The organism is Paenarthrobacter sp. AT5, from assembly GCF_032764245.1.
GTDB classification, from domain to species: domain Bacteria; phylum Actinomycetota; class Actinomycetes; order Actinomycetales; family Micrococcaceae; genus Arthrobacter; species Arthrobacter ureafaciens.
Map to the genome: position 1 here is coordinate 2,833,734 of NZ_CP136441.1, position 23,399 is coordinate 2,857,132.

21 protein-coding genes, 1 tRNA gene and 1 pseudogene are annotated in these 23,399 nt (G+C 63.6%); 8 read left to right on the forward strand and 15 right to left on the reverse strand.

Annotated elements, in window-relative coordinates:
- The first annotated feature begins 145 nt into the window (after window positions 1-145).
- Complete coding sequence (locus tag RI444_RS13045) at window positions 146-874, forward strand: FadR/GntR family transcriptional regulator (protein ID WP_031215998.1); 729 nt, start codon at window positions 146-148, stop codon at window positions 872-874.
- Here RI444_RS13045 and RI444_RS13050 read toward each other — a convergent pair.
- From RI444_RS13050 to RI444_RS13060, 3 genes are all read right to left on the reverse strand, one after another.
- Complete coding sequence (locus RI444_RS13050) at window positions 871-1,920, reverse strand: L-idonate 5-dehydrogenase (protein WP_207604526.1); 1,050 nt, start codon at window positions 1,918-1,920, stop codon at window positions 871-873. The two genes, RI444_RS13045 and RI444_RS13050, sit on opposite strands and share 4 nt — an antisense overlap.
- The gene (locus RI444_RS13055) at window positions 1,920-2,690 is read right to left on the reverse strand and encodes an SDR family oxidoreductase (RefSeq protein ID WP_207604525.1); all 771 of its coding nucleotides are present in this window, start codon (window positions 2,688-2,690) and stop codon (window positions 1,920-1,922) included. The genes RI444_RS13050 and RI444_RS13055 overlap by 1 nt, the downstream gene beginning before the upstream one ends.
- Before the next feature lie 67 nt (window positions 2,691-2,757).
- Complete coding sequence (locus tag RI444_RS13060; protein ID WP_207604524.1) at window positions 2,758-3,717, reverse strand: NAD(P)-dependent oxidoreductase; 960 nt, start codon at window positions 3,715-3,717, stop codon at window positions 2,758-2,760.
- Between the two features lie 67 nt (window positions 3,718-3,784).
- Between RI444_RS13060 and RI444_RS13065 the strand changes: the two genes are divergently transcribed.
- Complete coding sequence (locus RI444_RS13065; RefSeq protein ID WP_207604523.1) at window positions 3,785-4,852, forward strand: D-2-hydroxyacid dehydrogenase; 1,068 nt, start codon at window positions 3,785-3,787, stop codon at window positions 4,850-4,852.
- Between the two features lie 272 nt (window positions 4,853-5,124).
- Here the strand turns inward: RI444_RS13065 and RI444_RS13070 are convergent, their stop codons facing one another.
- From RI444_RS13070 to RI444_RS13100, 7 genes are all read right to left on the reverse strand, one after another.
- On the reverse strand, window positions 5,125-6,483 hold the full coding sequence (locus RI444_RS13070) for an MFS transporter (protein ID WP_043427679.1): 1,359 nt from the start codon (window positions 6,481-6,483) through the stop codon (window positions 5,125-5,127).
- Window positions 6,484-6,625: 142 nt separating this feature from the next.
- Window positions 6,626-7,420 (reverse strand): IclR family transcriptional regulator, encoded by a 795-nt coding sequence (locus tag RI444_RS13075; RefSeq protein ID WP_021470736.1) that lies wholly within the window; start codon window positions 7,418-7,420, stop codon window positions 6,626-6,628.
- Window positions 7,421-7,672: 252 nt separating this feature from the next.
- Window positions 7,673-7,963: a hypothetical protein gene (locus RI444_RS13080; RefSeq protein ID WP_062099226.1), complete on the reverse strand. Its 291-nt coding sequence runs from the start codon at window positions 7,961-7,963 to the stop codon at window positions 7,673-7,675.
- Window positions 7,964-8,056: 93 nt separating this feature from the next.
- Window positions 8,057-8,132: transfer RNA gene (locus RI444_RS13085), tRNA-Val, on the reverse strand.
- Between the two features lie 54 nt (window positions 8,133-8,186).
- Window positions 8,187-9,116 carry an NAD-dependent protein deacetylase gene (locus RI444_RS13090; protein ID WP_179014305.1) on the reverse strand — a complete coding sequence of 310 codons (930 nt, stop codon included), beginning with the start codon at window positions 9,114-9,116 and terminating at the stop codon, window positions 8,187-8,189.
- A 49-nt stretch (window positions 9,117-9,165) separates the two neighbouring features.
- Entirely contained in the window at window positions 9,166-9,660 is a 495-nt protein-coding gene (locus RI444_RS13095; protein ID WP_062097019.1) for a peroxiredoxin, read from the reverse strand.
- On the reverse strand, window positions 9,657-10,076 hold the full coding sequence (locus tag RI444_RS13100; protein WP_021474829.1) for a DUF3052 domain-containing protein: 420 nt from the start codon (window positions 10,074-10,076) through the stop codon (window positions 9,657-9,659). Before RI444_RS13100 ends, RI444_RS13095 begins: the two co-directional genes overlap by 4 nt.
- Window positions 10,077-10,459: 383 nt before the next feature.
- On the opposite strand from RI444_RS13100, the gene aceE reads away from it, so the two are divergent.
- The 6 genes from aceE (at window position 10,460) to RI444_RS13130 (ending at window position 18,485) form a co-directional block, all read left to right on the forward strand.
- Window positions 10,460-13,240: a pyruvate dehydrogenase (acetyl-transferring), homodimeric type gene (gene aceE, locus RI444_RS13105; protein WP_316963915.1), complete on the forward strand. Its 2,781-nt coding sequence runs from the start codon at window positions 10,460-10,462 to the stop codon at window positions 13,238-13,240.
- A 202-nt stretch (window positions 13,241-13,442) separates the two neighbouring features.
- Window positions 13,443-14,687, forward strand: a complete 1,245-nt coding sequence (locus RI444_RS13110; protein WP_021474396.1) for a PucR family transcriptional regulator — start codon at window positions 13,443-13,445, stop codon at window positions 14,685-14,687.
- 88 nt (window positions 14,688-14,775) lie between these two features.
- Window positions 14,776-15,705 (forward strand): ACP S-malonyltransferase, encoded by a 930-nt coding sequence (locus RI444_RS13115; protein WP_021474395.1) that lies wholly within the window; start codon window positions 14,776-14,778, stop codon window positions 15,703-15,705.
- Window positions 15,702-16,763 (forward strand): beta-ketoacyl-ACP synthase III, encoded by a 1,062-nt coding sequence (locus RI444_RS13120; protein WP_207604522.1) that lies wholly within the window; start codon window positions 15,702-15,704, stop codon window positions 16,761-16,763. The genes RI444_RS13115 and RI444_RS13120 overlap by 4 nt, the downstream gene beginning before the upstream one ends.
- A gap of 107 nt (window positions 16,764-16,870) precedes the next feature.
- Window positions 16,871-17,116 carry an acyl carrier protein gene (locus RI444_RS13125; RefSeq protein ID WP_011692310.1) on the forward strand — a complete coding sequence of 82 codons (246 nt, stop codon included), beginning with the start codon at window positions 16,871-16,873 and terminating at the stop codon, window positions 17,114-17,116.
- Window positions 17,117-17,249: 133 nt separating this feature from the next.
- Window positions 17,250-18,485, forward strand: coding sequence for a beta-ketoacyl-[acyl-carrier-protein] synthase family protein (locus tag RI444_RS13130; protein WP_062097025.1), 1,236 nt, complete (start codon window positions 17,250-17,252; stop codon window positions 18,483-18,485).
- Between the two features lie 99 nt (window positions 18,486-18,584).
- On the opposite strand, the gene RI444_RS13135 is transcribed toward RI444_RS13130, so the two are convergent.
- From RI444_RS13135 to RI444_RS13155, 5 genes and pseudogenes are all read right to left on the reverse strand, one after another.
- Window positions 18,585-19,088: a DUF3145 domain-containing protein gene (locus RI444_RS13135; protein ID WP_021474391.1), complete on the reverse strand. Its 504-nt coding sequence runs from the start codon at window positions 19,086-19,088 to the stop codon at window positions 18,585-18,587.
- Window positions 19,089-19,378: 290 nt separating this feature from the next.
- Complete coding sequence (locus RI444_RS13140; protein ID WP_316963808.1) at window positions 19,379-20,305, reverse strand: tyrosine recombinase XerC; 927 nt, start codon at window positions 20,303-20,305, stop codon at window positions 19,379-19,381.
- A 62-nt stretch (window positions 20,306-20,367) separates the two neighbouring features.
- A complete protein-coding gene (gene dprA, locus RI444_RS13145; RefSeq protein ID WP_316963809.1) occupies window positions 20,368-21,597 on the reverse strand; it encodes a DNA-processing protein DprA in 1,230 nt (409 codons plus the stop codon).
- Window positions 21,594-22,466 (reverse strand): annotated as a pseudogene (locus tag RI444_RS13150) (YifB family Mg chelatase-like AAA ATPase); the annotation flags it as partial. The pseudogene RI444_RS13150 and the gene dprA, both read right to left, overlap by 4 nt.
- Before the next feature lie 308 nt (window positions 22,467-22,774).
- Entirely contained in the window at window positions 22,775-23,092 is a 318-nt protein-coding gene (locus RI444_RS13155; protein ID WP_316963810.1) for a hypothetical protein, read from the reverse strand.
- Window positions 23,093-23,399: the final 307 nt, after the last annotated feature.

Sequence of the window (23,399 nt, forward strand, 5' to 3'; positions counted from 1 at the left end):
GTTGTGGGACAGCGCCGCGTCATAAAACAGTCTAAGATGACGCGGCTTTCCGGTGCGGGCGGCACGAACGTGCCGTACGTGCCGAAAAGGGCCGAAGCAGGCGGCCTGCCTTCCGGGCGGAGTGTGCGCCACTATGCTTACCACTATGTCAACCAGCCTCCACCACCGCGCCGTCGAGCATCTGGGAACCCGGATCGTGGGTGGCACCCTCCCCACAGGCCACGTCATGCTGGCCGAGCACTTGGAAGAAGAGCTGAATGTCTCCCGTTCCGTCGTGCGCGAAGCAGTCCGGGTGCTCCAATCGCTGGGACTGGTGGAAACCATCAAGCGGGTGGGCATCAGGGTCCTGCCTGCCCACCGCTGGAACCCCTTCGATCCACTGGTGATCCGCTGGCGGCTGGCCGGCGAAGCCCGCGGCGCCCAGTTGCGGTCGCTGGCTGAGCTGCGCTCCGCCGTCGAGCCCGTAGCTGCCGAACTGGCCGCCGGCAACGCACCGGACGCCCTGCGGCAAGAGCTCATGGACATCTCTCTTGCCATGCGGGAAGCGGGCGACGCCGGGGACACAGCCCGCTTCCTGGAACTGGATATCCGGTTCCACGCCTTGGTGCTGTCCGGCTCAGGCAACGAGATGTTCGCCAACTTGATCGGCCAGGTTACTGAAACGTTGACCGGCCGCACCGTTCACGGCCTGATGCCTGAGCACCCGCAGCAACAGGCCCTGCAATGGCACATCGATGTTGCCGAGGCGATCCATGCAGGAGATGGCCCCCGGGCCCGGGAGGCCTCGGATCAGATCATGCGGCACACCATTGCGGAGCTGGCCCCCATCTGGGAAAGCCAGCCCCGCGTCTTCGTTCCCGTAGCCAGGACCTAAGCCCGGAAGTTCAGCAGTACCTTCCCGGACTCTTCCGAGTTCTTTGCCACCTCAAACGCTTCGAGGCCGTGGTTGAGGTCGAATTCGTGCGTAACCACGGGGTCCACGGCCAGCGAGCCGTCGGCCAACGCCGTAATGACCTCGTCGATCTCGTCGTTGAAGCGGAAGGAACCGAGCAGTTCCAGTTCCCGGGTAATGGCCAACGAAATGAAGACCGGCTGGGGACCTGAGGGCAGCAAGCCCACCATCACCACCTTGCCTCCCCTGGTGGCCCCCTTGATGGCCGACGCCAGCCCGAAGTGGCTGCCCGAGGACTCGATGACGATGTCGGCGTCGACGGCGGCAATGGCCTCGGCGTCGTCGCCCTTCAGAACCGCATCCGCGCCTACCGCGCGTGCTATCTCCAGAGGCTTGTCATGCATGTCGACGGCGACGATCCGCGACGCGCCGTTGCGCTTCAGCACCGCAACAGCCAAGGCGCCGATCGGCCCGCTGCCGATCACCAGGGCAGTCTTCCCGGCAACATCCCCGGCGCGCGCTACGGCGTGCCAGGCGACGCTCGCCGGTTCCACGAGGGCGGCCGTCCGGAGATCCAGGTTTTCCGGCAAGGCCCGCAGCATCCTGGACGGAAGGTTCGAGTAGCGGCTGAAGGCGCCGTCAGTGTGCGGGTACCGCGCAGCACTGCCCAGGTAGGTGCAGCCAGGAGAAAGGTTCGGCCTGTCCTCCGGATACCGGACGTCACCCGGGGCGGGAGTGGCAGGGTGGACAGCCACCGGCGTGCCGGCTTCCGGACCACTGCCGTCCGCCGCCTGCTGGAGGACGACCCCGACGATTTCGTGGCCAAGGACCATTGGTTCCTTGAGGATGGACTCACCGGCTGCGCCATGAAGCCAGTAGTGCAGGTCCGATCCGCAGATTCCCCCGTAGGCGATCTCAACAATCGCTTCGTCGGGTGCGGGGCGGGTCAGCGGAAGGTCTTCGATACGCAGGTCGCCCTTGCCGTGGGCCACCACAGCGGGTCCGGATGCTGGAAGCGTGATGCCCATCAGACCACCACCGTCATTCCGCCGTCGACGAAGATCGTCTGGCCGTTGACGAAGTTGGAGGCCTGCGACGCCAGCCAAACAGTGGGTCCGGCGAGGTCAGCCACCGTGCCCCAGCGGTTGGCGGGCGTCCTGCCCAGGATCCACGAGTTGAAGTCTTGGTCGTCAACCAGGTTCTGGGTCATTTCCGTGTGGATGTATCCCGGTGCAATGCCGTTGATTTGCAGCCCGGAAGCTGCCCATTCCGCGGTCATGGCGCGGGTCAGGTTCCGCAAGCCGCCTTTGGCCGCAACATAGGGCGCGATGGTGGGGCGGGCGAGGTCGGTCTGCACCGAGCAGATGTTGATGATCTTGCCGCTGCCCCTGGGGATCATGTGCCGGGCAGCTTCACGGCCCACCAGGAAGGCGCTGGTGAGGTCGGTGGTGATGACGCGTTCCCAGTCCTTGACGTCAAGGTCGAGCATGGGAACCCGGTGCTGGATGCCGGCATTGTTGACCAGGATGTCCAGTGGGCCGACGTTCTTCTCGACCCAGTCCACGCCCTCAGCGGCGGAGGCAGCGTCGGTGACATCGAAAGCCCGGCTTTGGACCCGTCCTTCGGGGTAATCGGCGGCCATTGCCTGCTGCGCAGCCCGAAGCCGCTCGCTGTTGATTCCGTTCAGCACCACCGTCGCCCCGGCATCGGCAAGGCCCCGGGCGAGGGCGTTGCCGATCCCCCGGCTTGAACCGGTGACCAGCGCAACGCGGCCGGTCAGATCGAATAGTCCACTCATGGTTATGTTGATTTCCTTCGTGTTCGGGTCCGGCAAGGGCTTGTTCGTGCCGGTCGGATGGGATTTGTTAGCTGTTGGCCGGCGACCCGGCGGCCGGTGACCCGGCCGGCGGTGACCAGGCGGGAATGGCGCCCAGGTTGGCGACGGTTTGCCGGACAACGGCCAGGTCCTGGTCACCCAGCCCTTGGCGCTTCAGTTCGGCGTAAAGCTCAGTGGCGGCCGTCGCGATAGGGACAGCGGTCCCGGCTGCCCGGGCGCTGTCCAGGACAAAGCCGAGGTCCTTGTGCATGAATTTAGCGGGACCCGTGGGGTGGTAGTCCTTGGCTGCGAGGCGGGGTCCAACGACCTCCAGGACACGGCTTCCCGCCAAGCCGCCGGACAGGACGTCAAACAGGGCTTCCACATCCATGCCCGAGTGTTCGGCGAGTTCCGCCGCCTCGGCGAGTGCCGCCGTCGTACTTCCCACGATCAACTGGTTGCACGCCTTGGCGAGCGACCCGGATCCCAGTCCGCCCATGCGCCGGACCGTGGAACCCATGGTCGAAAAAAGCGGGTGAAGCCGCTCGAAGTCCTCCTCGGATGCGCCCACCATGATGGCGAGCGTCCCCTGCTGCGCGCCCACCGTGCCGCCGCTGACCGGCGCATCCACCACTACGGCTTTCCCGGCACTGGCCTCGGCCACGGTGTCACCGAACCGTCGGACTTCGATCGGGGAGACACTGCTCATGATGACGACGGCGGTACCTGCTGCCGGGGGCACGGCCCGCCACGCGGACAGCAGGCCAGTGGCTGCGTCCTCGATGAAGGGCAGGTCAGGCAGCATGAACACGATGACCGGCTCATCCCGCAGATCGCCGACGCTGGCCGCGCGCTTAATGGCCGGAACCGCGTCGAAGGCGCCTTCGGACCTGTTCCATCCCGTCACGTCCCAGCCGCCCGCAGCCAGGTTCGCGGCCATCGGAGCCCCCATCAGGCCCAGGCCTATGAAGCCTGCGCGCCTGCCGGGAGCCGATCCGGTGCTGTTCATGGGTTCGCCCTCACTTCTTCGTGGTCATATCGGAGAAATCTGTTCAATATCCTAGCCGTCATTCAGTATGATGAACACTATGACGACTGATGAACTTACCATCGCGATCGCTGTGCCCCTCGAAGCTGAGTACGTAGAGCAGATCCGTGCTGTTGACCCTTCCGTGACCGTCCTCTACGAGCCGGACCTGCTGCCCCCCGAGCGTTTCCCGGCCGACCACGCCGGCGACCCCCGCTTCGAGCGCATCCCTGAGCAGGACGAGCGCTACTGGTCGATGCTGAACAAAGCCCAGGTTCTGTACGGCTTCCCGAACGAGAGCCCGGCGGGCCTGGCCAGGATCGCCGAAAGCAACCCCCGCCTGCAATGGATCCACGCCATGGCCGCGGGAGCAGGCGGCGCCGTCAAGGCATCGGGCCTCGATCCCGAAACCCTCCGGAAGTTCCACGTCACCACCTCAGCGGGCGTGCACGCGCTCCCCCTCGCTGAATTCTCCGCTTTCGGCATCCTGAACGGGTTCAAGCGCAGTGCTGAGTTGGCCCAGGACCAGGCTGCCAAGGTGTGGCCTGAGCTGCGGACCCCCACCAGGCTTGCCAATGGCTCCAAGGTTGTCATTGCAGGCCTCGGCGAGATCGGCATGGAGACGGCACGGATCGCACGGGCCCTTGGCATGAAGGTCAGCGGCACCAAGCGCAATGTCGAAGCCATTGAAGGAATCGACGAGGTCACCACCAACGACGGACTCGCCGGCCTGGTTGCCGACGCCGACGCCGTGGTCAACACCCTGCCCGGCACCCCCTACACGGAGAAGCTTTTCAGCACCGGGATCTTCTCCGCAATGAAGCCCGGGACAGTGTTCGTCAACGTTGGGCGCGGCACGGTAGTGGACGAGGACGCGCTGCTCGAAGCCCTCAACAACGGGCAGGTCTCCTATGCTTGCCTCGACGTTTTTGCTGTTGAGCCGCTCCCCCGGGACAGCCCGCTCTGGAGCCACCCCAAGGTGCTGGTGTCCCCGCACACCTCAGCACTCAGCGCTGCCGAGAACCGCCTCATTGCAGAACGCTTCTGCAGCAACCTCCGCAAGTTCATCGACGGGGAAGATCTCCCGCACCTCGTGGATCCGGTGCACTTCTACTAAACCCGCGCCACCAACAAAGGCTCCAACCCCCGGACTGAACCGGCCGCCGGGGGTTGGGGCCTTTTGCTGTGTGGCCCACCCGCGGCGGGTTCGCGGGAATTCTGCGGGCACTCAGGGAAACTTCGCGCCGCACGGCAGCTTTCCGGCGAACACGTGGGCCCGCGAACGCCAGCTTTCCCGCGAACGCGTGGGCCCGGCTCCCGTGGAAAGCAATGGCACACGCGAAAGGGCGGCTTCGCCGTGCGAAGCCGCCCTTTCAGGGGTTTACAGCCCTACTTGGCGTCCTCCGTGCTGACGAGGTCGCGTCCCACCGTCTCCGGGGTGAAGAAGGTGGTGACGAAGGAGATCAGCGCCAGGACAAGCGAGTAGATGGCAAGGACCAGCCACGAATGGTTGGTGGCCGCCAGCAATACTGCTCCAAGCAGCGGGGCGATGCCGCCGGCGATGACTGCGGAAATTTCCCGGCTCATGGCCACGCCGGTAAACCGATACTGCGAACCAAAGAGCTCAGGAAGCAAGGGGCACTGAGGGCCGAGCATGGACTGTACGCCGATCGCGATGCCCACTGCCATGACAATCCATACCAACGTGACGTTGCCCAGGGTGACCAGGTAGAAGGCCGGAACAGCAATGATCGCCTGGAAGAGGGCACCGTAACGGTAGACCGGAACACGGCCGAACCTGTCGGACAAAGCACCGAAGGTAACCACCAGGATGGCTGCGAAACCTGCGGCAATCAGCAGGCCGACAGGGCCAATGGAGTTATTGCCCGCGAAAACACCGGCCGGCATGCTCATGAACGACACCAGCAGGGCCGAGTAGATGGAAGAGTTGCCGTTTTCTCCCATACGGAGCCCGATGCCCACCAGGACGTTCTTCTTGGAATGCTTCCACAGCGCACCGATGGGGTTCTTGACGACGTTCTTGTGCTTCTCAAGTTCCTGGAAAGCCGGAGTTTCCTTGAGCTTAAGGCGAATGAAGACCGCAACGATGATCAGGATGAAGCTGGCCAGGAAGGGAACGCGCCACAGCCAGCCTTGAAGGACCGAGGTGTCCGCCATGGCAATCAGGGCAAACGTGCCGGCGCCCAGGAGCGTGCCGAGCTGGATACCCACGAACGGCAGGGAGGCGAAGAACCCACGACGGCGGCGCGGGGCCACTTCCGAGATCAGCGTCGTTGCGCCGGCCTGCTCCGCGCCGGCACCGAGGCCTTGGATGATCCGGAGGGTCACCAGCAGAACTGCGCCCAGCATGCCCGCCTGTTCGAACGTGGGGAGCAATCCGATGGCGAAGCTGGCGGTGCCCATCAAGGCGATGGTCAGGATCAGTACCATCTTCCGGCCGAACCGGTCACCGATGAAGCCGAAGATCAGCCCGCCGAAGGGACGCGCCGCGAATCCGACGCCGTACGTCGCGAAGGACGCGATGAGGGCGCCGTCCGGCCCCAGAGGAGCAAAGAACAACGGCCCGAAGATCAAGGCCGAAGCCAAGCCGTAGATGTAGAAGTCGTAGTACTCCAGAGCGGAACCTACGGAACTGGCCAGCGTTGCCCTTCGAAGCTGGTCCGGTTCTACAACCGCGTCGTCAGCCTCCGCTGCGAGCTTTGCATTGGTTTGAGTAATCACAAGCACTCCCTCAACATCACGCGAGGCCCCCGTTGGCCCGGCGAGATAGTGATGGCTTCAACCGCCAAGGTCACTATACTGAACAGCGTACAGCGAGTTGAATCACATGCCAATATTGAAATCAGATTTATTTGCAGGTCGGAGCTTGTCAGCCCATAGGGTTGCCCAGGGATCGGGCCAATTCTTTCAGCTCTTTGACCATGAGCGCGCCCTGCTCTTCGGAATAAGTGGCCTTCAGTGCTGTCACCGACAGTCCAAGGCTGGGTCCATGGGCGCCGTGAGTTGGCACCGGCACGGCCAGGCAAACGACGCCGACGGTCGACTCCTCATCCTCGAAGGCGAAGCCTTGCTTCCGTATGGTCGCAATCTGGGCCTTTAGCTCCTCGGCCGTCCTGAGGGAATTTGCCGTCATGACCGGCAGTGCCATGCCGTCCGGGAACATGGCCTCAATGTCGTGGTCGTGGAGTTGGGCAATCAGCGCCTTGCCCACGCCGCACAGGGACACGGGCATTTTGTCGCCGATGTTGGATGTCAGCCGGACAGCGGGGTGGCCCTCATAGCGGGCCAGATAGATGACGTGGTCACCGTCGAGCATGGCGATGCGCACGGTCTCCCCGGAGAGGGTGGGCGCTTGCTCGCAGTACTTGTAGAACTCCTGGACCTCATCAAGACGGCTCAGATACGCAGCGCCGAGTTCAACGAGCTTGCGCCCCAACGCGAAATCGGCTCCTTGGCGGGTGATAAGCCGCGCCTCTTCCAGGGCAAGCAGCAGATTCGAGGTGGAAGATTTGGGAATCCCCAGCTCCCTGGCGAGGTCACTCAAGGTCAGTCTCCCCGAAGGGGACCCGGCGAGGGCGTCCAGCACTGCGGCAGCCCGGGTCACGGCCGGAGCCGGCGACGATGCTCCCAACCCTTCTGAACGGGCGGTTCGGGAATCAGCCATGATTCTCCTTCGTCGTTGGATCCTGCTGTTCAGTCTGCTGAACAGATCCCATCATAGTGGGTTTTGGAGAGTGAGAACCTACGATTCCCGTCCCGGCGGTTCCGGCAAAAGACACAGAACTGCCCATTGCCGTGATTGCTTTCCATTCATCCGGAGTTCGCTGTATATTCTTTTTCGAGCTCTCCACCGCGGCATCCCCCAATAGTCGCGGTGGAGAGCTCAGCCATTTCCAGGGAAACAGCGGGTCCTGCCTTAGGCGACAGCGTGCATTTCTTCCCTGATGCACCACCCTCCGCCGGCGCCGTCGCGCACGAGTTCCCATGTGGCCAGGGCCGAACCCGGGTTGCCACCGAGGCGGACCTGGACCTGGCACACTTCAATGTCCACCCTGCCCTGCCCGCGAGGCATGCGCTTGGCGGTCTCCCACCAGGCCACCCGTTCAAACCAGCGAACGGGCTCGACCGCTATCTGCCATTCCCTGGCTCCCCGCACCACCGACTCGGGGGTGCCGTCAGCTGTGTTACGTATATAGACGTGCTCCATACCGAGGACACTAGGGGCAGGTACTGACAGGATTGCTGCCGGCAAAAACAAACCCCCGGCTTCTTCCAATGGGAAGATGCCGGGGGTTTTATGTGGTGGGTCCTACCGGGATCGAACCGATGACATCCACGGTGTAAACGTGGCGCTCTACCAGCTGAGCTAAAGACCCTTGCTTGGTTCCGTACGTTCAGCACGTCAACCAACGAACAACGACTCTACATGATCATCCGGCAGAATGACCAATCGAACGTTCCGCTTGATCCAGATCGGGCAAATGCCCCGCCAAATAGCTCAACGCTCCGCTGACGCCCAGGTCCAGCTTCAGCGTTGCGAACTCATCGCCACGGGTGATGCCCCTGTTGATGATGACCACCGGCTTCCCCGCCTTGGCAGCATGGCGGACGAACCTCAGCCCGCTCATGACGGTTAGAGACGATCCGGCCACCAAAAGGGCGCCGGCGTCGTCAACCATGCCATAAGCCCGCTGAACACGATCCTTGGGGACGTTTTCACCGAAATAGACAAAGTCAGGTTTGAGGGTTGCCCCGCAGACGGGACAGACGGCCACCACAAAGGACGTGATGAGTTCCGGATCTTCCACGGTCGCATCCGCATCAGGAGCCATCTCCACCACGCCGGCCTCGACGGCTTTCTGGACAAAGCCCGGGTTCAGCTCCTCGAGGATGGCGGCGAGCAACTTCCTGGAAAAGGTGTGGCCCTGCTCCAGGCAGATGACTTGGTCGAAGCGTCCATGGAGGTCCACCACGTTGACGCTGCCTGCGTCTTCGTGGAGCCTGTCGACGTTCTGCGTAATGAGTCCGCTCAGGAGGCCGCGCTGTTCCATGGCTGCCACAGCGGCATGGCCCACGTTCGGATTGGCGCGGCGCAGATGCGACCATCCGATGTGGTTGCGGGCCCAGTACCGCCGGCGGTTTGCCGCGCTGCGGACGAACTCCTGGTAGGTCATGGGCTTTCTTGGCGCCGATCCCGGTCCCCTGTAATCAGGTATTCCGGAATCCGTACTGAGGCCTGCGCCGGTGAGGACAGCCAGTCGCTTGCCTGCCAGGACCCCATGCGCTTCTTGCAGCCCGGCAACCTCGGCTGGTTCCAAAGCTTCCATGGGTGCGGGGTCCTGGCTGGCGAAGCCTGTCATGCCCACGCCGGGCGTCACGTTGCTCACAGCCGGCCCGGGAGGTGCACTGCTACTGCTCCGCCAAGGCAGACAGCGCGGCACGGTATTCTTCGAGGTCGCGTGCTTGCCCCCGGGGGTTGACTACCACGTAGCGGACGATGCCATCTGCATCGATGATGAACGTTCCCCGAAGAGCCATCCCGCTGTCTTCGTCGAAAACGCCATACTGACGGGCTACTTCCCCGTGGGGCCAGAAGTCGGCCAGAAGATCAAACCCGTAGCCCTCTTTTTCGGCGTAGGCGCGCAAGGAAAACTTACTGTCCACGGAGATGGCGAGCACTGCAGCGTCAGCGTCGTCAAAGGCCCCGATATTGTCCCGGAGCTCACAGAGTTCACCGGTGCAGATTCCTGAGAAAGCAAAGGGATAGAAAACCAGGACCACGTTCCGGCCCCTGAAGTCCGACAACCGGATGGGCTCGCCGTATTGGTTGGACAACTCGAAGTCCGGCGCCGGTTCCCCGGCCGCAGGTACGGTCGCCGGGAGGGATTCGCGTACTTCCGTCACTTGTTCTTCTTTGCCACGAGCCGGGTGGCACTCCAGTCCTTGGAAACTCCGGCCGAGGTTGTCAGGTGGAGCCCGGACGTGGGCGCTGCATCCTGGATATCGGCCGGGGAGACGTAATTGGGACGGCCGGACTTGGGCGTCAGGACCCAAACCACTCCGCCCTCCTTCAAAGTGGTGAGCGAGTCCATCAGGGCATCCACCAGGTCACCGTCGCCGTCGCGCCACCAGAAAATCACGGCATCGACGACGTCATGATCGTCTTCATCCAAGAGTTCTGATCCGGTGAAATCCTCGATATCGTCACGCAAGTCGAAGTCGACGTCGTCGTCATAGCCGCGTTCCTGAATCAGATCCCCATCTTTGAAACCCAATCTTTCCGCCACATTTACCGATGTGGCGGCGTCGGCCTCGCTCACGTTTCCTCCTTTTGAAGTGACTTCCATTACTAAAGCCAACACCCTTTGGGCGCCCGCTTCAAGCCGTCGCAGCTGCGGGCGGCCACTTTCCACCTTACTCCGAGGGCTTTTGCCCGCGCGGAAACTCCATGTATCCGGCCATGCCACACGTCCGGGTGTGACATACAACGCCTGTGAACGGGTGCGGCTACGCATACCGGCGCCGCGAAAGCTAGAGTGGCCATGAGCGCTTTGGCTGCAGGGCGACCGCCCCGAAGAAATCCACTATGGACAGCCATTCGCTCACAAGACCTGCCCGGCGCATCCGACCGGGCTGTTGAAACCGAGATGTCGCACACGACGCGTTCATGACGGGCAGTTACCCTGCCGGACCTGAGGCGCCGATGGATGCGCCTAAAGGAAGGTTGGACGTGGCTGCAGGAGAAGAGACCTCACACATCCTCAGCGGGTTGACTGCCCAGCTGCCTGATCGTGATCCGGAAGAGACTGCGGAGTGGATTGAGTCCCTTGATGCGTTGATCGCTGAGCAGGGTACTGAGCGTGCGCAGTTCATTATGCGTTCGTTGCTCCAGCGTGCCGGTGCCCGGAGCGTGGGTGTTCCGATGGTGACCACTACTGATTACGTGAACACGATTCCGGTGGATCAGGAGGCTGAGTTCCCGGGTAATGAGGAGTTCGAGCGCCGGTACCGGGCGTATATGCGGTGGAACGCGGCGGTGATGGTTCACCGGGCGCAGCGCTCCGATATCGGGGTGGGCGGGCATATTTCCACGTACGCGGGCGCGGCGACGTTGTATGAGGTGGGTTTCAATCACTTCTTCCGCGGCAAGGACCATCCTTCGGGCGGGGACCAGGTGTTTTTCCAGGGCCACGCGTCCCCGGGCATGTACGCGCGTGCGTTCATGGAAGGGCGGTTGAGCGAGGAGGATCTGGACGGGTTCCGGCAGGAGAAGTCCAAGGAAGGCCATGCCCTGTCTTCCTACCCGCACCCGCGCCTGATGCCGGGGTTCTGGGAATTCCCGACCGTGTCGATGGGTATCGGGCCGATGAACGCGATCTACCAGGCCCAGTCCAACCGGTACCTGCATAACCGCGGGATCAAGGACACCTCCGACCAGCAGGTCTGGGCGTTCCTTGGTGACGGGGAAATGGACGAGCCCGAATCGCGGGGTTTGCTGCAGCTGGCAGCGAACGAGAACCTGGACAACCTGAACTTCGTGATCAACTGCAACCTCCAGCGCCTGGACGGGCCGGTGCGCGGCAACGGCAAGATCATGCAGGAACTCGAAGCGTTCTTCCGCGGCGCGGGCTGGAACGTGATCAAGGTCGTCTGGGGCCGGGAATGGGACTCCCTCCTGGAAGCGGACCACGACGGTGCGCTGGTCAAACTCATGAACGAAACCGCCGACGGGGACTACCAGACCTACAAGGCCGAATCCGGCGGGTTCGTCCGCGAACACTTCTTCGGCCGCACCCCGCAGACCAAGGACATGGTCGCGGACCTGAGCGATGAACAGATCTGGAACCTCAAACGCGGCGGCCATGACTACCGCAAGGTCTACGCCGCGTACAAGGCAGCGACCGAGTTCAAGGGCAAACCCACCGTCATCCTGGCCAAAACCGTCAAGGGCTACGGCCTGGGCCCGCACTTCGAGGGCCGCAACGCGACCCACCAAATGAAGAAACTGACCATGGAAGACCTCAAAGCCTTCCGTGACCACCTGCGCATCCCGATCAGCGACGAACAACTCGACGCGGACCTCTACCGGCCCCCGTACTACCACCCCGGCATGGACGCCCCGGAAATCCAGTACCTCATGGAACGCCGCAAAGCACTGGGCGGATTCCTGCCCGAACGCCGCCCCGGCCACACCCCCGTGACCCTGCCCGAAGCCAAATCCTACGACATCGCCAAACGCGGATCCGGGAAACAACAAGCCGCGACCACCATGGCCTTCGTGCGCCTGCTCAAAGACCTCATGCGCGATAAAAACTTCGGCCACCGCCTCGTCCCGGTCGTCCCGGACGAATCACGCACCTTCGGCATGGACGCGTTCTTCCCGACCGCGAAAATCTACAACCCCAAAGGCCAGAACTACCTCTCCGTGGACCGCGACCTCGTCCTGGCCTACAAAGAATCCCCCGCCGGACAACTGATCCACCCCGGCATCAACGAAGCCGGAGCCGTCGCAGCATTCACCGCCGCCGGAACCTCCTACGCCACCCACGGCGAACCCCTGGTCCCGATCTACGTCTTCTACTCCATGTTCGGCTTCCAACGCACCGGAGACTCCTTCTGGGCCGCAGCAGACCAAATGACCCGCGGCTTCATCATCGGCGCCACCGCAGGACGAACCACCCTCACCGGCGAAGGACTCCAACACGCCGACGGACACTCCCCCCTGCTCGCCTCCACCAACCCCGCCGTGCGCACCTACGACCCCGCCTACGGCTACGAAATCGGCCACATCATCCACCACGGACTCGAACAAATGTACGGCGACGACGCTGACGCGGATAAGAACGTCATGTACTACCTCACCGTCTACAACGAGCCCATCACCCAACCGGCCGAACCCGCCGACCTGGACATCAACGGACTCCTCAAAGGCATCTACCAACTCGCCCCCGCACCCGAAGGGGACCCGAACCGGCCCACCGCACAAATCCTCGCCTCCGGCGTCTCCGTGCCCTGGGCCCTGGAAGCCGCCCGCATCCTCAACGAGGACTGGGGCGTCGCCGCGGCCGTCTGGTCAGTAACCTCCTGGAACGAACTCCGACGCGACGGACTCGCCGCCGAAGAACACGCCTTCCTCAACCCCGGCCAGGAAACACCCACCCCCTTCATCACCGAACAACTCCACGGCCACAACGGACCCGTCATCGCCGTGTCCGACTACATGAAAGCCATCCCCGACCAAATCCGCCAATACATCCCCAACGACTTCGCCTCCCTCGGAGCAGACGGCTTCGGCTTCTCCGACACCCGCCAAGCCGCCCGCCGCTACTTCAAAAACGACACCCACTCCATCGTCACCAAAACCCTGCAACTTCTCGCCGCCAAGGGCGAAGTCGCAGAAGACGCCACGGAGAAGGCCATCGCGAAGTACCGGCTGCTTGACGTCAACGCCGGCACCACCGGAGGCGCAGGCGGGGAGGCCTGACCTTTCGCCAAGGCCCAGGCCAGTCCCCCGGCTGGCCAAGCCCGGCAACAATCCGCACGGCGGCTTCCACCGGAAGGTGGGGGCCGCCGTCGGGCTTTAAGCACGCCGTTTGCAGCGCCACGCGGTGACGTGAGCCGCACCATGCGAAGTTGTAGCCTTCGCACAAATGGAGCTTGGTCTTGATGCACCGTATGCTCATTCCATGGCCGAGCCCACCAAGACCACTACCAAGCGCAAAGCAGCCCCGCCGGCGGTGTCCCCGGAGAAGGCCGAGACCTTGCGCCAGCTCCGCGCAAACGTGGGACAACTGTCCACCAGCACCATGCGACAGCTGGAGAAATCACTGCCCTGGTACAGCCGGTTGAGCTCGGACGAACGCTCCGCGCTGGGACTTGTTGCGCAAAACGGCATCGCGGCTTTTGTGACCTGGTATGAGCGGCCGAGTTCCCCGTCCTGGATCCTGACCGACGTCTTCGGCAATGCGCCTACCGAACTGACTCGCTCCATCAGCCTGCAGAAAGCGCTGCAGCTGATCCGGATAGTGGTGGAGGTAGTGGAGGACCAGGTTCCGGTCATCGCACCGGAGTCCGACCAGCCTTCCCTGCGCGAAGCAGTGCTGAGGTACTCCCGCGAGGTGGCTTTCGCTGCAGCCGACGTGTATGCCCGCGCGGCCGAATCCCGCGGTTCGTGGGATACCCGGCTGGAAGCGCTGATCGTGGACGCCATCCTCCGCGGCGAGAACACGGACGCCCTGCGCTCCAGAATCGCGGCGCTGGGCTGGAAAGCCCAGGAGAGGTTCACGGTGATGGTGGGCAATTCCCCTTCAGAACCGAGCGCCAGCTATGTCAGCGAACTCCGCCGCACGGCCGGACGTTTCGCGGAGGACGCCCTGGTGGGAATCCAGGGCGACCGTTTGATCCTCATTCTCGGCGGAGTCCAGGATCGGGACACCGCCTATGTAAAACTGAGCGAACTCTTTGCCCCCGGCGCGGTGGTGTACGGCCCCGAGGCCAGCTCCCTGCTCGAGGCCAGCAGTTCCGCCCAGGCCGCCTTCGCGGGACTGACCGCGGCCCGTGCATGGCCGTCCGCTCCCCGGCCGGTAGCCGCCGACGACCTGCTGCCTGAACGTGTTGTCTCCGGAGATGACGCAGCGCGAAGGTCCTTGATCAAGAACATCTACCGCCCCCTGCTGGCCGCCTCGAACGGGCTGGTTGAAACCCTGGGCACCTACCTTGAGCTGGGACATTCGCTGGAAGCCACGGCGCGCGAATTGTTCGTCCATGCCAACACGGTGCGCTACCGTTTGAAGCGTGTTTGCGACGTGACGGGCTGGGATCCCCTGCTGCCGAGGGAAGCCTTCGTGCTCCAAACCGCCTTGGTGGTGGGGCGCCTTTCAGCCCAACCGAAGGCCGCTGCCGACCGTCACGCATCGCGTTCACAGAACTGAACCGTTGTAGACTTCCTACAAACTGACCCAGTGAGCTTGGTGTACCGAAACACCAGTGGATCACGTGGCAATTTGGAAAGCTGGATACGTGCTTGCAATCGTCTGCCCTGGACAGGGCTCCCAGACCCCAGGTTTTCTGGCCCCTTGGCTGGAACTCCCCTCCGTCGAAGGCCAATTGGCCAAGCTGAGCGAGATCGCAGGCATCGACCTCAAGGCCCACGGCACCACCTCTGACGAAGAAACCATCAAGGACACTGCCGTGGCACAGCCGCTGATTGTGGCCGCGGGCCTCGTCGCCGCCAAATCCTTGTTCGACGTTGAACTCAATACCCTTCCCGTTATTCTTGCGGGGCACTCGGTAGGTGAAATCACCGCTTCCGCACTTGCGGGCGTCCTTACGGACGAGGAAGCCATGACGTTCGTGCGCGAACGCGCCAACAGCATGGCAGCCGCTGCGGCCGTCACTCCCACGGGCATGAGTGCCGTGGTGGGCGGGGACCCGGCTGACGTCCTCGCAGCCATCGAGGCTTCCGGCGCTACTCCGGCCAACGTCAACGGCGCAGGCCAGACCGTCGCTGCCGGCACCTTCGAGCAGTTGAAGGCCCTTGCGGACAACCCGCCTGCCAAGGCCCGCGTCATCCCGCTCAAGGTCGCCGGCGCTTTCCATACCTCCCACATGGCACCGGCAGTGGACGCACTTGAGGCACTCAAGCCCTCGCTTTCGCCCCAGGACCCTACGGTTCCCCTGCTGTCCAACTACGACGGCAAGGAAGTGAAGGCGGGTTCCGCCGTCGTCGACAGCCTGATCGCCCAGGTCTCCCGGCCGGTCCGTTGGGACCTCTGCATGGAGAACCTGGTTGAGCGCGGTGTTACCGGCGTCATCGAACTGGCCCCCGCGGGAACCCTCGCCGGTCTCGCAAAGCGCGGCATGCCGGGCGTCAAGACCGTGGCAGTCAAGACGCCCGAGGACCTGTCTGCCGCCCTTGCCCTGTTTGCCGAACTGGAGGGAGAAGCATGAGCACGCCCGTATTGAAGAAGGCTCCGGTTCACGAAAACAGCCGTATCCACGGGATCGGCGCCTACCGGCCCGACGTCATCGTCACCAATGACGACGTCTGCCAGTGGATTGATTCTTCGGACGAATGGATCCGCCAGCGCACCGGCATCATCACCCGCCATCGCGCCGCTGCCGATGTCAGCGTGATCGACATGGCCGAGGGCGCCGCCCGCGACGCCCTCCTGCAGGCGGGCATTGAGGCATCCCAGTTGGGCGCCGTCATTGTCTCCACGGTCACCCACCCGTACGCAACGCCGTCGGCGGCTGCTGCACTCACCGACCGTTTAGGCGCGACGCCGGCACCTGCCTTTGACATCTCCGCCGCCTGTGCGGGTTACTGCTACGGGGTTGCCCAGGCGGATGCGCTGGTGCGGTCCGGAGCCGCCGACTACGTCCTGGTGGTTGGTGCCGAGAAACTTTCGGACGTCATCGACAACCATGAACGCACCATCTCGTTCCTCCTCGGCGACGGCGCCGGCGCCGTCGTGGTGGGACCTTCGGACACTCCGGGCATTGGCCCGTCTGTCTGGGGATCGGACGGCAGCAAGTGGAACGCCATCGGCATGACCCACTCGCTGGACGAAGTCAGGAAGCTGGGCGAATCAGCCCGCCACTCGGACGAGACAGACGATCCCGCCATCCTCTCCGCCACCCAGGACGTGTGGCCCACCCTGCGCCAGGACGGCCAGACCGTCTTCCGCTGGGCAGTCTGGGAAATGGCGAAGGTAGCCCAGCAGGCGCTGGATGCCGCTGGCATCGAAGCAAGCGACCTGGCTGCTTTTGTCCCCCACCAAGCGAACATGCGCATCATCGACGAGATGGTCAAGAAGCTGAAGCTGCCCGAGTCGGTGGTCGTTGCACGTGACATCGCCCAAGCAGGCAACACGTCCGCGGCTTCCATCCCCTTGGCCACCCACCGGCTCCTTCAGGAGAACCCGGGCCTGAGCGGAGGCCTGGCGTTGCAGATCGGTTTCGGCGCCGGCTTGGTCTTCGGCGCCCAAGTGATCGTGCTGCCGTAACCGGAGCCGTGTCTCCAGCCAACTGAATACGCAGTCAAAACCCAAACCGTAATCGCGGTTTGCCCCCTTTCCGGCAGCAGCCGGCACAACAAGAAAAGGAGCCAATCATGGCTAGCAACGAAGAAATCCTGGCCGGCCTGGCTGAAATCGTCAACGAAGAGACCGGCCTTGCCACCGAAGCCGTGGAACTGGACAAGTCCTTCACCGAGGACCTGGACATCGACTCCATCTCCATGATGACCATCGTGGTCAACGCCGAAGAGAAGTTCGGCGTCCGCATCCCGGATGAAGAGGTCAAGAACCTCAAGACCGTGGGCGACGCCGTCAGCTTCATCGCAAACGCACAGGCCTAGTCCTGGCACCAGCTGTGCCGGGCCGGGGTTGCTGATCCTGCGCCCGGCACAGCCGCATTACCGCCCAAAGTTTTTTTCTGCCGCCCCTGCATGAACTGCAGGCGGGACGGCACATCCGACAGAGAGTGATCGCATGGCACGCAAAGTAGTCATAACCGGTCTGGGGGCCACCACTCCCATCGGCGGCGATGTTCCCACAATGTGGCAGAACGCGCTGAAAGGGGTCTCAGGAGCCCACACCCTCGAAGACGAGTGGGTTTCCAAGTACGACCTCCCCGTGCACTTTGCTGCCAGGTGCTCGACACCCGCACTGGACGTCCTGACGCGCGTTGAAGCCAAGCGCATGGACCCCTCAACCCAGTTCGGCGTCATCGCCGCGCGCGAGGCCTGGGCAGACGCAGGAATCGAAGGAATTGACCACGACCGCCTTGCAGTGGCCTTCGCCACCGGCATCGGCGGCGTCTGGACGCTTCTGGACGCCTGGGACACCCTCAAGGAAAAGGGACCCCGCAGGGTCCTGCCCATGACCGTTCCCATGCTGATGCCGAACGGCGTTGCCGCCGCAGTGAGCCTCGACCTGGGGGCCCGCGCCGGAGCCCACACGCCCGTCTCGGCCTGCGCCTCCGGCACGGAAGCACTCCACCTTGGCTTGGAGCTGATCCGTTCGGGCAAGGCCGATGTGGTCATGTGCGGCGGTGCCGAAGCGGCTATCCACCCGATGCCGTTGGCTGCCTTCTCCTCCATGCAGGCCCTTTCCCGTCGTAACGATGAGCCGGAGCGCGCCTCCAGGCCCTACGACATCGACCGCGACGGCTTTGTGATGGGTGAAGGCGCCGGAGCATTGGTGCTTGAAGCCGAAGAGCACGCGATCGCCCGTGGCGCACGCATCTACGCCGAGTTGGCCGGAACGTCGGTCACGGCAGACGCCTACCACATCACGGCTCCGGACCCTGAGGGCCTCGGTGCTACCCGTGCGCTGAAAGCAGCCATGTTCGACGGCCGCATCCAGGCCGAGGACGTGGTTCACGTCAACGCCCACGCCACATCCACTCCTGTGGGCGACAAGCCGGAGTACACGGCGCTCCGCGCTGCCCTGGGTACCCACGTGGACAACGTCGCAGTATCGGCCACGAAGTCCCAGATGGGCCACCTCCTGGGTGCATCCGGCGCCGTCGAAGCTGTCCTCACGGTCCTGGCTGTCTACGAACGCAAGGCACCGGTAACCATCAACCTTGAGAACCAGGATCCGGAAATCCCCCTTGACGTCGTGACGTCGGTGCGGGACCTCCCTGCCGGGGACATCGTGGCCTTGAGCAACTCCTTCGGATTCGGCGGACACAACGCAGTCATCGCGGTCCGTAACGTCTAAAGCGGGTCCTTGAACAGGACGCGCAGAACCAGCAGGGCCCCCACCGCATATGGTGGGGGCCCTGCTGGTTGCTATGGGAACGTTGGAGGCTTGAGGTAGTCAGCCCACCTGGTGCAGCCAGCGAACAGGTGCGCCTTCGCCGGCATGGCGGAACGGTTCGAGCTCTTCGTCCCACGCTTCGCCGAGGGCAAGGGAAAGCTCATGATAGACCGCCGAAGGATCGCCGGCACCGGACTCGTAGGCGTAACGAATGCGGTCTTCGCTGACCATGACGTTGCCGTGGACATCGGTGACGGCGTGGAAGATTCCGAGTTCGGGCGTGTGGGACCATCGGGCACCGTCCACCCCGGGACTCGGCTCCTCGGTCACTTCGTACCGCAGGTGTGCCCAGCCCCTGAGCGCAGAGGCCAGTTGGGCACCCGTGCCCGGCTGGCCAACCCACGACAATTCGGCCCGGAACATTCCGGGCGCAGCTGGTTGCGGGGTCCACTCAAGATCGGTTCGCTTATCCACGACCGATCCAATGGCCCATTCCACGTGCGGGCACAAGGCAGTCGGAGCCGAGTGCACGAACAGGACACCGCGGGTTGTTGCAATAGACATTCCATCCTCCATAGCTGTAGGTACGTCTTCCCCAACGACCTCTGCATGGACGACATCACTGACTTATGCCGTGAACCCTGCGGGATATTCAGTTATTTGAAGACGATCCAAACCCGATGGTCGCCGCTATTAAGAACCAGTCTTCCACAATGGAATCGCTTTGCTCGATTGTGGCACACGAGTTCATTGTGGCAAACAAGGAACCCTCAACTTGAAATTGAAGGTTCCGCAGTGGTGCTTACATTTTGCCGTACACGTCACTTTTCCGCCAGTGCAACATTTGCCGGGCGCTAGGCTCTCGGGTGCGCTTGCCGGTAACTGTTGCGCAATCTTTCCACGGAGACATGTGTGTAGATCTGGGTAGTGGCAAGGCTGCTGTGACCGAGGATCTCCTGCACTGCCCTGAGATCGGCGCCGCCGTCCAGCAAATGGGTGGCCGCGCTGTGGCGCAGGGCGTGCGGACCGGTAGCGGCGGTGTCGCCGAGGGCTTCGAGAAGATTGCCCACGACGCTCCTGACTTGCCGCGGGTCCACGCGCTTGCCGCGCTGCCCCAGGAAAAGCGCGGGACCGCTCAGGGGGACAACCAGGTCCGGGCGTCCGCGTCGCAACCAGTCGTCCAGGGCAACGGCAGCGGGGACCCCGAAAGGAACCGTGCGCTCCTTATTGCCTTTGCCCAGCACCCGCAAGGTCCGCCGGTCAGGGTCTACATCGTCGACGTCCAAGCCGGTCAGCTCACCCACGCGGATGCCAGTGGCGTAAAGCAACTCCACCATGGCACGGTTCCTCAGCGATAGCGGGTCCCCCTCCGCGGCGGCGGCATCGAGTTCATCGACCACCCTGCTGATTTGCCGCTGATGAAGGACCCCGGGCAATGACTTGCTGCGTTTTGGAGCCTGCAGGCGCAGGGCGGGATCACTCTGGATCAGTTCTTCGCGAAGAGCCCACTTCGTGAAGAACCTGGCAGTCGCGGCCCGGCGGGCCAAGGTGGACCGCGCCATGCCCGATTCGCTTTGCGCACCCAACCAACGGCGGAGCGTTCCAAGGTCCACCGAGCGAAGATCAGTGGTCCCCTCCTGTGCCGCGAAGCCAAGAAGGCTCTCAACATCCGACATGTAAGCCCGTACCGTGTGGGCCGACCTGGCCCGCTCCGCTTCCAGATAACGCCTGAAGCCCTCGGCCGCTCTTCCAAACTCCGGGGGCAGTGATTGTCCATCCACCTTTCCACTTTGCCACTGTCCGGTGCGGGATCGCTGCAGGACGTGGCACTAGCCTCTGACCATCAAGCGTTCCCGCTCCGTTTCCACGCCCCCCTTTCCGAGGACGCGAGCCCAAGAAGTCCCAAGCGCCCCAAACCCGCCCGAACTGCATCGGGGCTCAGCCCTGCCACGGTGGCAAGCTTGTCCACGGAGCTGGCTGAGCGCAGTGGCAGCGCATCCAAAAGGATAAGGTCCTCAAGTGACAGCCCGTCCTGCGGCTCCGCCGGAGTCTCTTTGTCGGCAGCCATCCATTCGCCGCTCCTGCCGGACAGTTCGGCAACCTCTCCCACGTCGGTGACGCACACCGCTCCGCCGTCCCTCAGGAGCCTGTGGCATCCGGCGGAGTTGGCACTATGGATGGAACCGGGAACGGTGGCGACGATCCTTCCGATGGATTCGGCATGATGGGCGGTGTTCAGGGCCCCCGAACGCCATCTGGCCTCGACCACGACCGTCACCGAAGCCAATGCTGCGATCAGACGGTTGCGCTGGAGGAACCTGTATCTGGTGGGGGCTGAACCGGGTGGCACCTCGGCGATCAGCGCTCCCTGATGGGTGACAGTCCGCAGCAGATCTTCGTTGCCCGCCGGATAGAAGCGGTCCACTCCCCCGGCCATCACGGCAATGGTCGGCATGTCGGAGGCGCCGCCGCTCAAAGCACCCCGATGCGCACGGGCGTCGATGCCGTAGGCACCACCTGACACAACCGAGTAGCCGCGCTGGGCCAGGCCATGGGCGAAGTCCCCGGCCACAGAAGCACCGTAGCTGGTGCTGTCACGGGAACCCACCACAGCAATGATCCGCCGGGGCGAAGGAATCGGGCGCTCGGGGCCGCGCCACCACAGGCACAACGGTTCCTGAAGTCCCAGGTCCGCCAGCTGTCCAGGCCACAGTTCGTCTCCGGGAATGACCAGTCGCCCGCCCAGTCTCCTCATCGTCGCAAGGTCACGCTCGGGCGCCAGATCACGGACGCGCGGCGCCCAGCGTCGTTGGCTTGTGGCCATGCCAGTCCACGTTGGGGTGGTGCCATCCTGCGCGAGGAGTGCCGTAATTTCCCGCTCCACTGAGGCACCCGCTGAGAGCTCTCCGGTAGCGATGCCAAGAGCATCAAGGGCGCCTACAGCCCTCACCAGCGCCAGCCCGACGATGTCCTGCGGTTCCATCAAACGCGACAGCGCCGCCCTGGCGATGCGCTCCTTCTCCTGCACGGTCAGTTCCGCCAACTCCGTTGCTCCCTTCGATGTTCCGTTCATGGCATTGCGTTCGCTTGGCGCAAGCCCAAGGCTTGCCCGACGTGGTCCGGTGCCGGCGCATCCGCGTGGTCCAAGTCGGCCAAAGTCCATGCCAAACGGAGGACGCGGTCATACCCCCGGGCCGTCAGGATCCCCCGTTCCAGCGCCGTGTCCAGAATCCTGGTGGTCCCTGGCTGAAGGCGCAGTCCGCCGCGCAGCACACGCCCCGGCACCTGCGCGTTGGTCTCGAAGCCGTACTCCCGGAGCCGGTCCACCTGACGCTGCCTGGCCGCCATGACCCGGAGGGCCACATCGGATGTGCTCTCCTCGGTACCGCTGTGCCCGAAATCGGCCATCGAGACACGGTCCACCTGCAACTGGATGTCCACCCGGTCCAACAGGGGGCCGGACATCCGGCCAAAGTACCTCCTGCGCATCAACGGCGTACACGTGCAGTCTTTGCCCTTGCCGGAAGCATTGCCACAGGGACAGGGGTTGGCCGCCAAGACCAGCTGAAACCGCGCAGGATAGGCAGCTGTCCCGGCGGAGCGATGAATGACGAGGGCCCCGTTCTCCAACGGTTGGCGAAGGGCATCGAGGACCCTGCGTTCAAACTCGGGTGTTTCGTCAAGGAACAGCACGCCCCTGTGTGCCCGCGAAGCCGCCCCGGGGCGGGGCAGGCCCGATCCGCCGCCGATGATCGCGGCTGCTGTAGCGCTGTGGTGTGGACTCTCGAAGGGCGGCCGCCGAATCAACGTCACGGGTGAAGACCGCACAGCCGCAAGGGAATGGATTGCCGTCACTTCCATGGCAGCTGTGTCCCCAAGGTCCGGAAGAAGGCCCGGGAGACGTTCTGCGAGCATTGTCTTACCGGCCCCCGGCGCAGAGGGCATCAACATGTTACAGATGTTGCCCTGCAATTTTAGCACAATTGGCCAACAGCTAGTGTGATTAATGCATGATGATTCATCATGCAGTGCACAAGGAATCAGTCTTCAGACGAGACAAGACGAGCGAAACACATATCTGAGAGCCGACCACCAGTGCGAGCCCGCTGATCAACGCTCGTCTGGTTCAGTTGATGTCCGCGCGGCGCATGCTGGGCCCCGGCAAATCCAGGGGTTCTCGCCAGCCCGGTCTGCATGACGAAAAGAAAGAACCCCGACAGCCGGGGCTGTCGGGGTTCCGTCGAGGCCTGTCAGGAGCCGCTGATCTTCCCTGCCGCGATGAGCTGCTGGGCGCGATGCTGCTGCTCATCGTCGCCAAAGCGCGCCACCGCCGTCATCAGATCCATGCCGTCCTCAAGTCCGCCATAGATGTCCTCCAGCCGCTCGCGCGAGCCGCCGAGCAGGCTGATACCGCCCAGCGCGTTGATCTGCTCGAGCTGCAGGTACGCGCGGTACACGAGGTCGACGTGCACACCGTCATCGGCGGTGAAGGGGTTCGGGACGTAGTCGGCGTCCGGCGTAAGGCCATCCGTGTCGAGGCCCAACCGGGCCAGCTCGTTCTTGTTCATGGATGCTTCTCCTTGGTTTTGGGACTGTCACTCGGCTGTGACGACTCTCGATCTGAGACGGTCAGGATGCCCCCGGCCGGGCTCCGCCTGGCTGGAACGCCTGCGGGCCGACCATGATGATCACATTGATTTGGACGTCACTTACCTGGCGTACCAGGACGTCATCGACGCCTTTCAGCATACCGATGGGTGGACCAGCAAGCGTGGCAGGAAAGCGTAAAGACCATGTGTGCGCGCCCTGCTGACATCGAAATTCTGGCTGATTGGTGGACGGTAACCAGGATCGGTCCGACCAGCTCTGGGGTTC

What these genes read in the sequence shown, in the direction of transcription:
- RI444_RS13090 (WP_179014305.1), bottom strand. Translation starts at nt 9,116, where the DNA reads ATGACAGGCTTCGCCAGCCAGGACCCCGCACCCATGGAAGCTTTGGAA.
- RI444_RS13080 (WP_062099226.1), bottom strand. Translation starts at nt 7,963, where the DNA reads ATGGAGCACGTCTATATACGTAACACAGCTGACGGCACCCCCGAGTCG.
- RI444_RS13155 (WP_316963810.1), bottom strand. Translation starts at nt 23,092, where the DNA reads ATGAACAAGAACGAGCTGGCCCGGTTGGGCCTCGACACGGATGGCCTT.
- aceE (WP_316963915.1), top strand. Translation starts at nt 10,460, where the DNA reads ATGGATGCGCCTAAAGGAAGGTTGGACGTGGCTGCAGGAGAAGAGACC.
- RI444_RS13050 (WP_207604526.1), bottom strand. Translation starts at nt 1,920, where the DNA reads ATGGGCATCACGCTTCCAGCATCCGGACCCGCTGTGGTGGCCCACGGC.
- RI444_RS13060 (WP_207604524.1), bottom strand. Translation starts at nt 3,717, where the DNA reads ATGAACAGCACCGGATCGGCTCCCGGCAGGCGCGCAGGCTTCATAGGC.
- RI444_RS13055 (WP_207604525.1), bottom strand. Translation starts at nt 2,690, where the DNA reads ATGAGTGGACTATTCGATCTGACCGGCCGCGTTGCGCTGGTCACCGGT.
- RI444_RS13135 (WP_021474391.1), bottom strand. Translation starts at nt 19,088, where the DNA reads ATGTCTATTGCAACAACCCGCGGTGTCCTGTTCGTGCACTCGGCTCCG.
- RI444_RS13125 (WP_011692310.1), top strand. Translation starts at nt 16,871, where the DNA reads ATGGCTAGCAACGAAGAAATCCTGGCCGGCCTGGCTGAAATCGTCAAC.
- RI444_RS13075 (WP_021470736.1), bottom strand. Translation starts at nt 7,420, where the DNA reads ATGGCTGATTCCCGAACCGCCCGTTCAGAAGGGTTGGGAGCATCGTCG.
- RI444_RS13065 (WP_207604523.1), top strand. Translation starts at nt 3,785, where the DNA reads ATGATGAACACTATGACGACTGATGAACTTACCATCGCGATCGCTGTG.
- RI444_RS13130 (WP_062097025.1), top strand. Translation starts at nt 17,250, where the DNA reads ATGGCACGCAAAGTAGTCATAACCGGTCTGGGGGCCACCACTCCCATC.
- RI444_RS13045 (WP_031215998.1), top strand. Translation starts at nt 146, where the DNA reads ATGTCAACCAGCCTCCACCACCGCGCCGTCGAGCATCTGGGAACCCGG.
- RI444_RS13110 (WP_021474396.1), top strand. Translation starts at nt 13,443, where the DNA reads ATGGCCGAGCCCACCAAGACCACTACCAAGCGCAAAGCAGCCCCGCCG.
- dprA (WP_316963809.1), bottom strand. Translation starts at nt 21,597, where the DNA reads ATGAACGGAACATCGAAGGGAGCAACGGAGTTGGCGGAACTGACCGTG.
- RI444_RS13120 (WP_207604522.1), top strand. Translation starts at nt 15,702, where the DNA reads ATGAGCACGCCCGTATTGAAGAAGGCTCCGGTTCACGAAAACAGCCGT.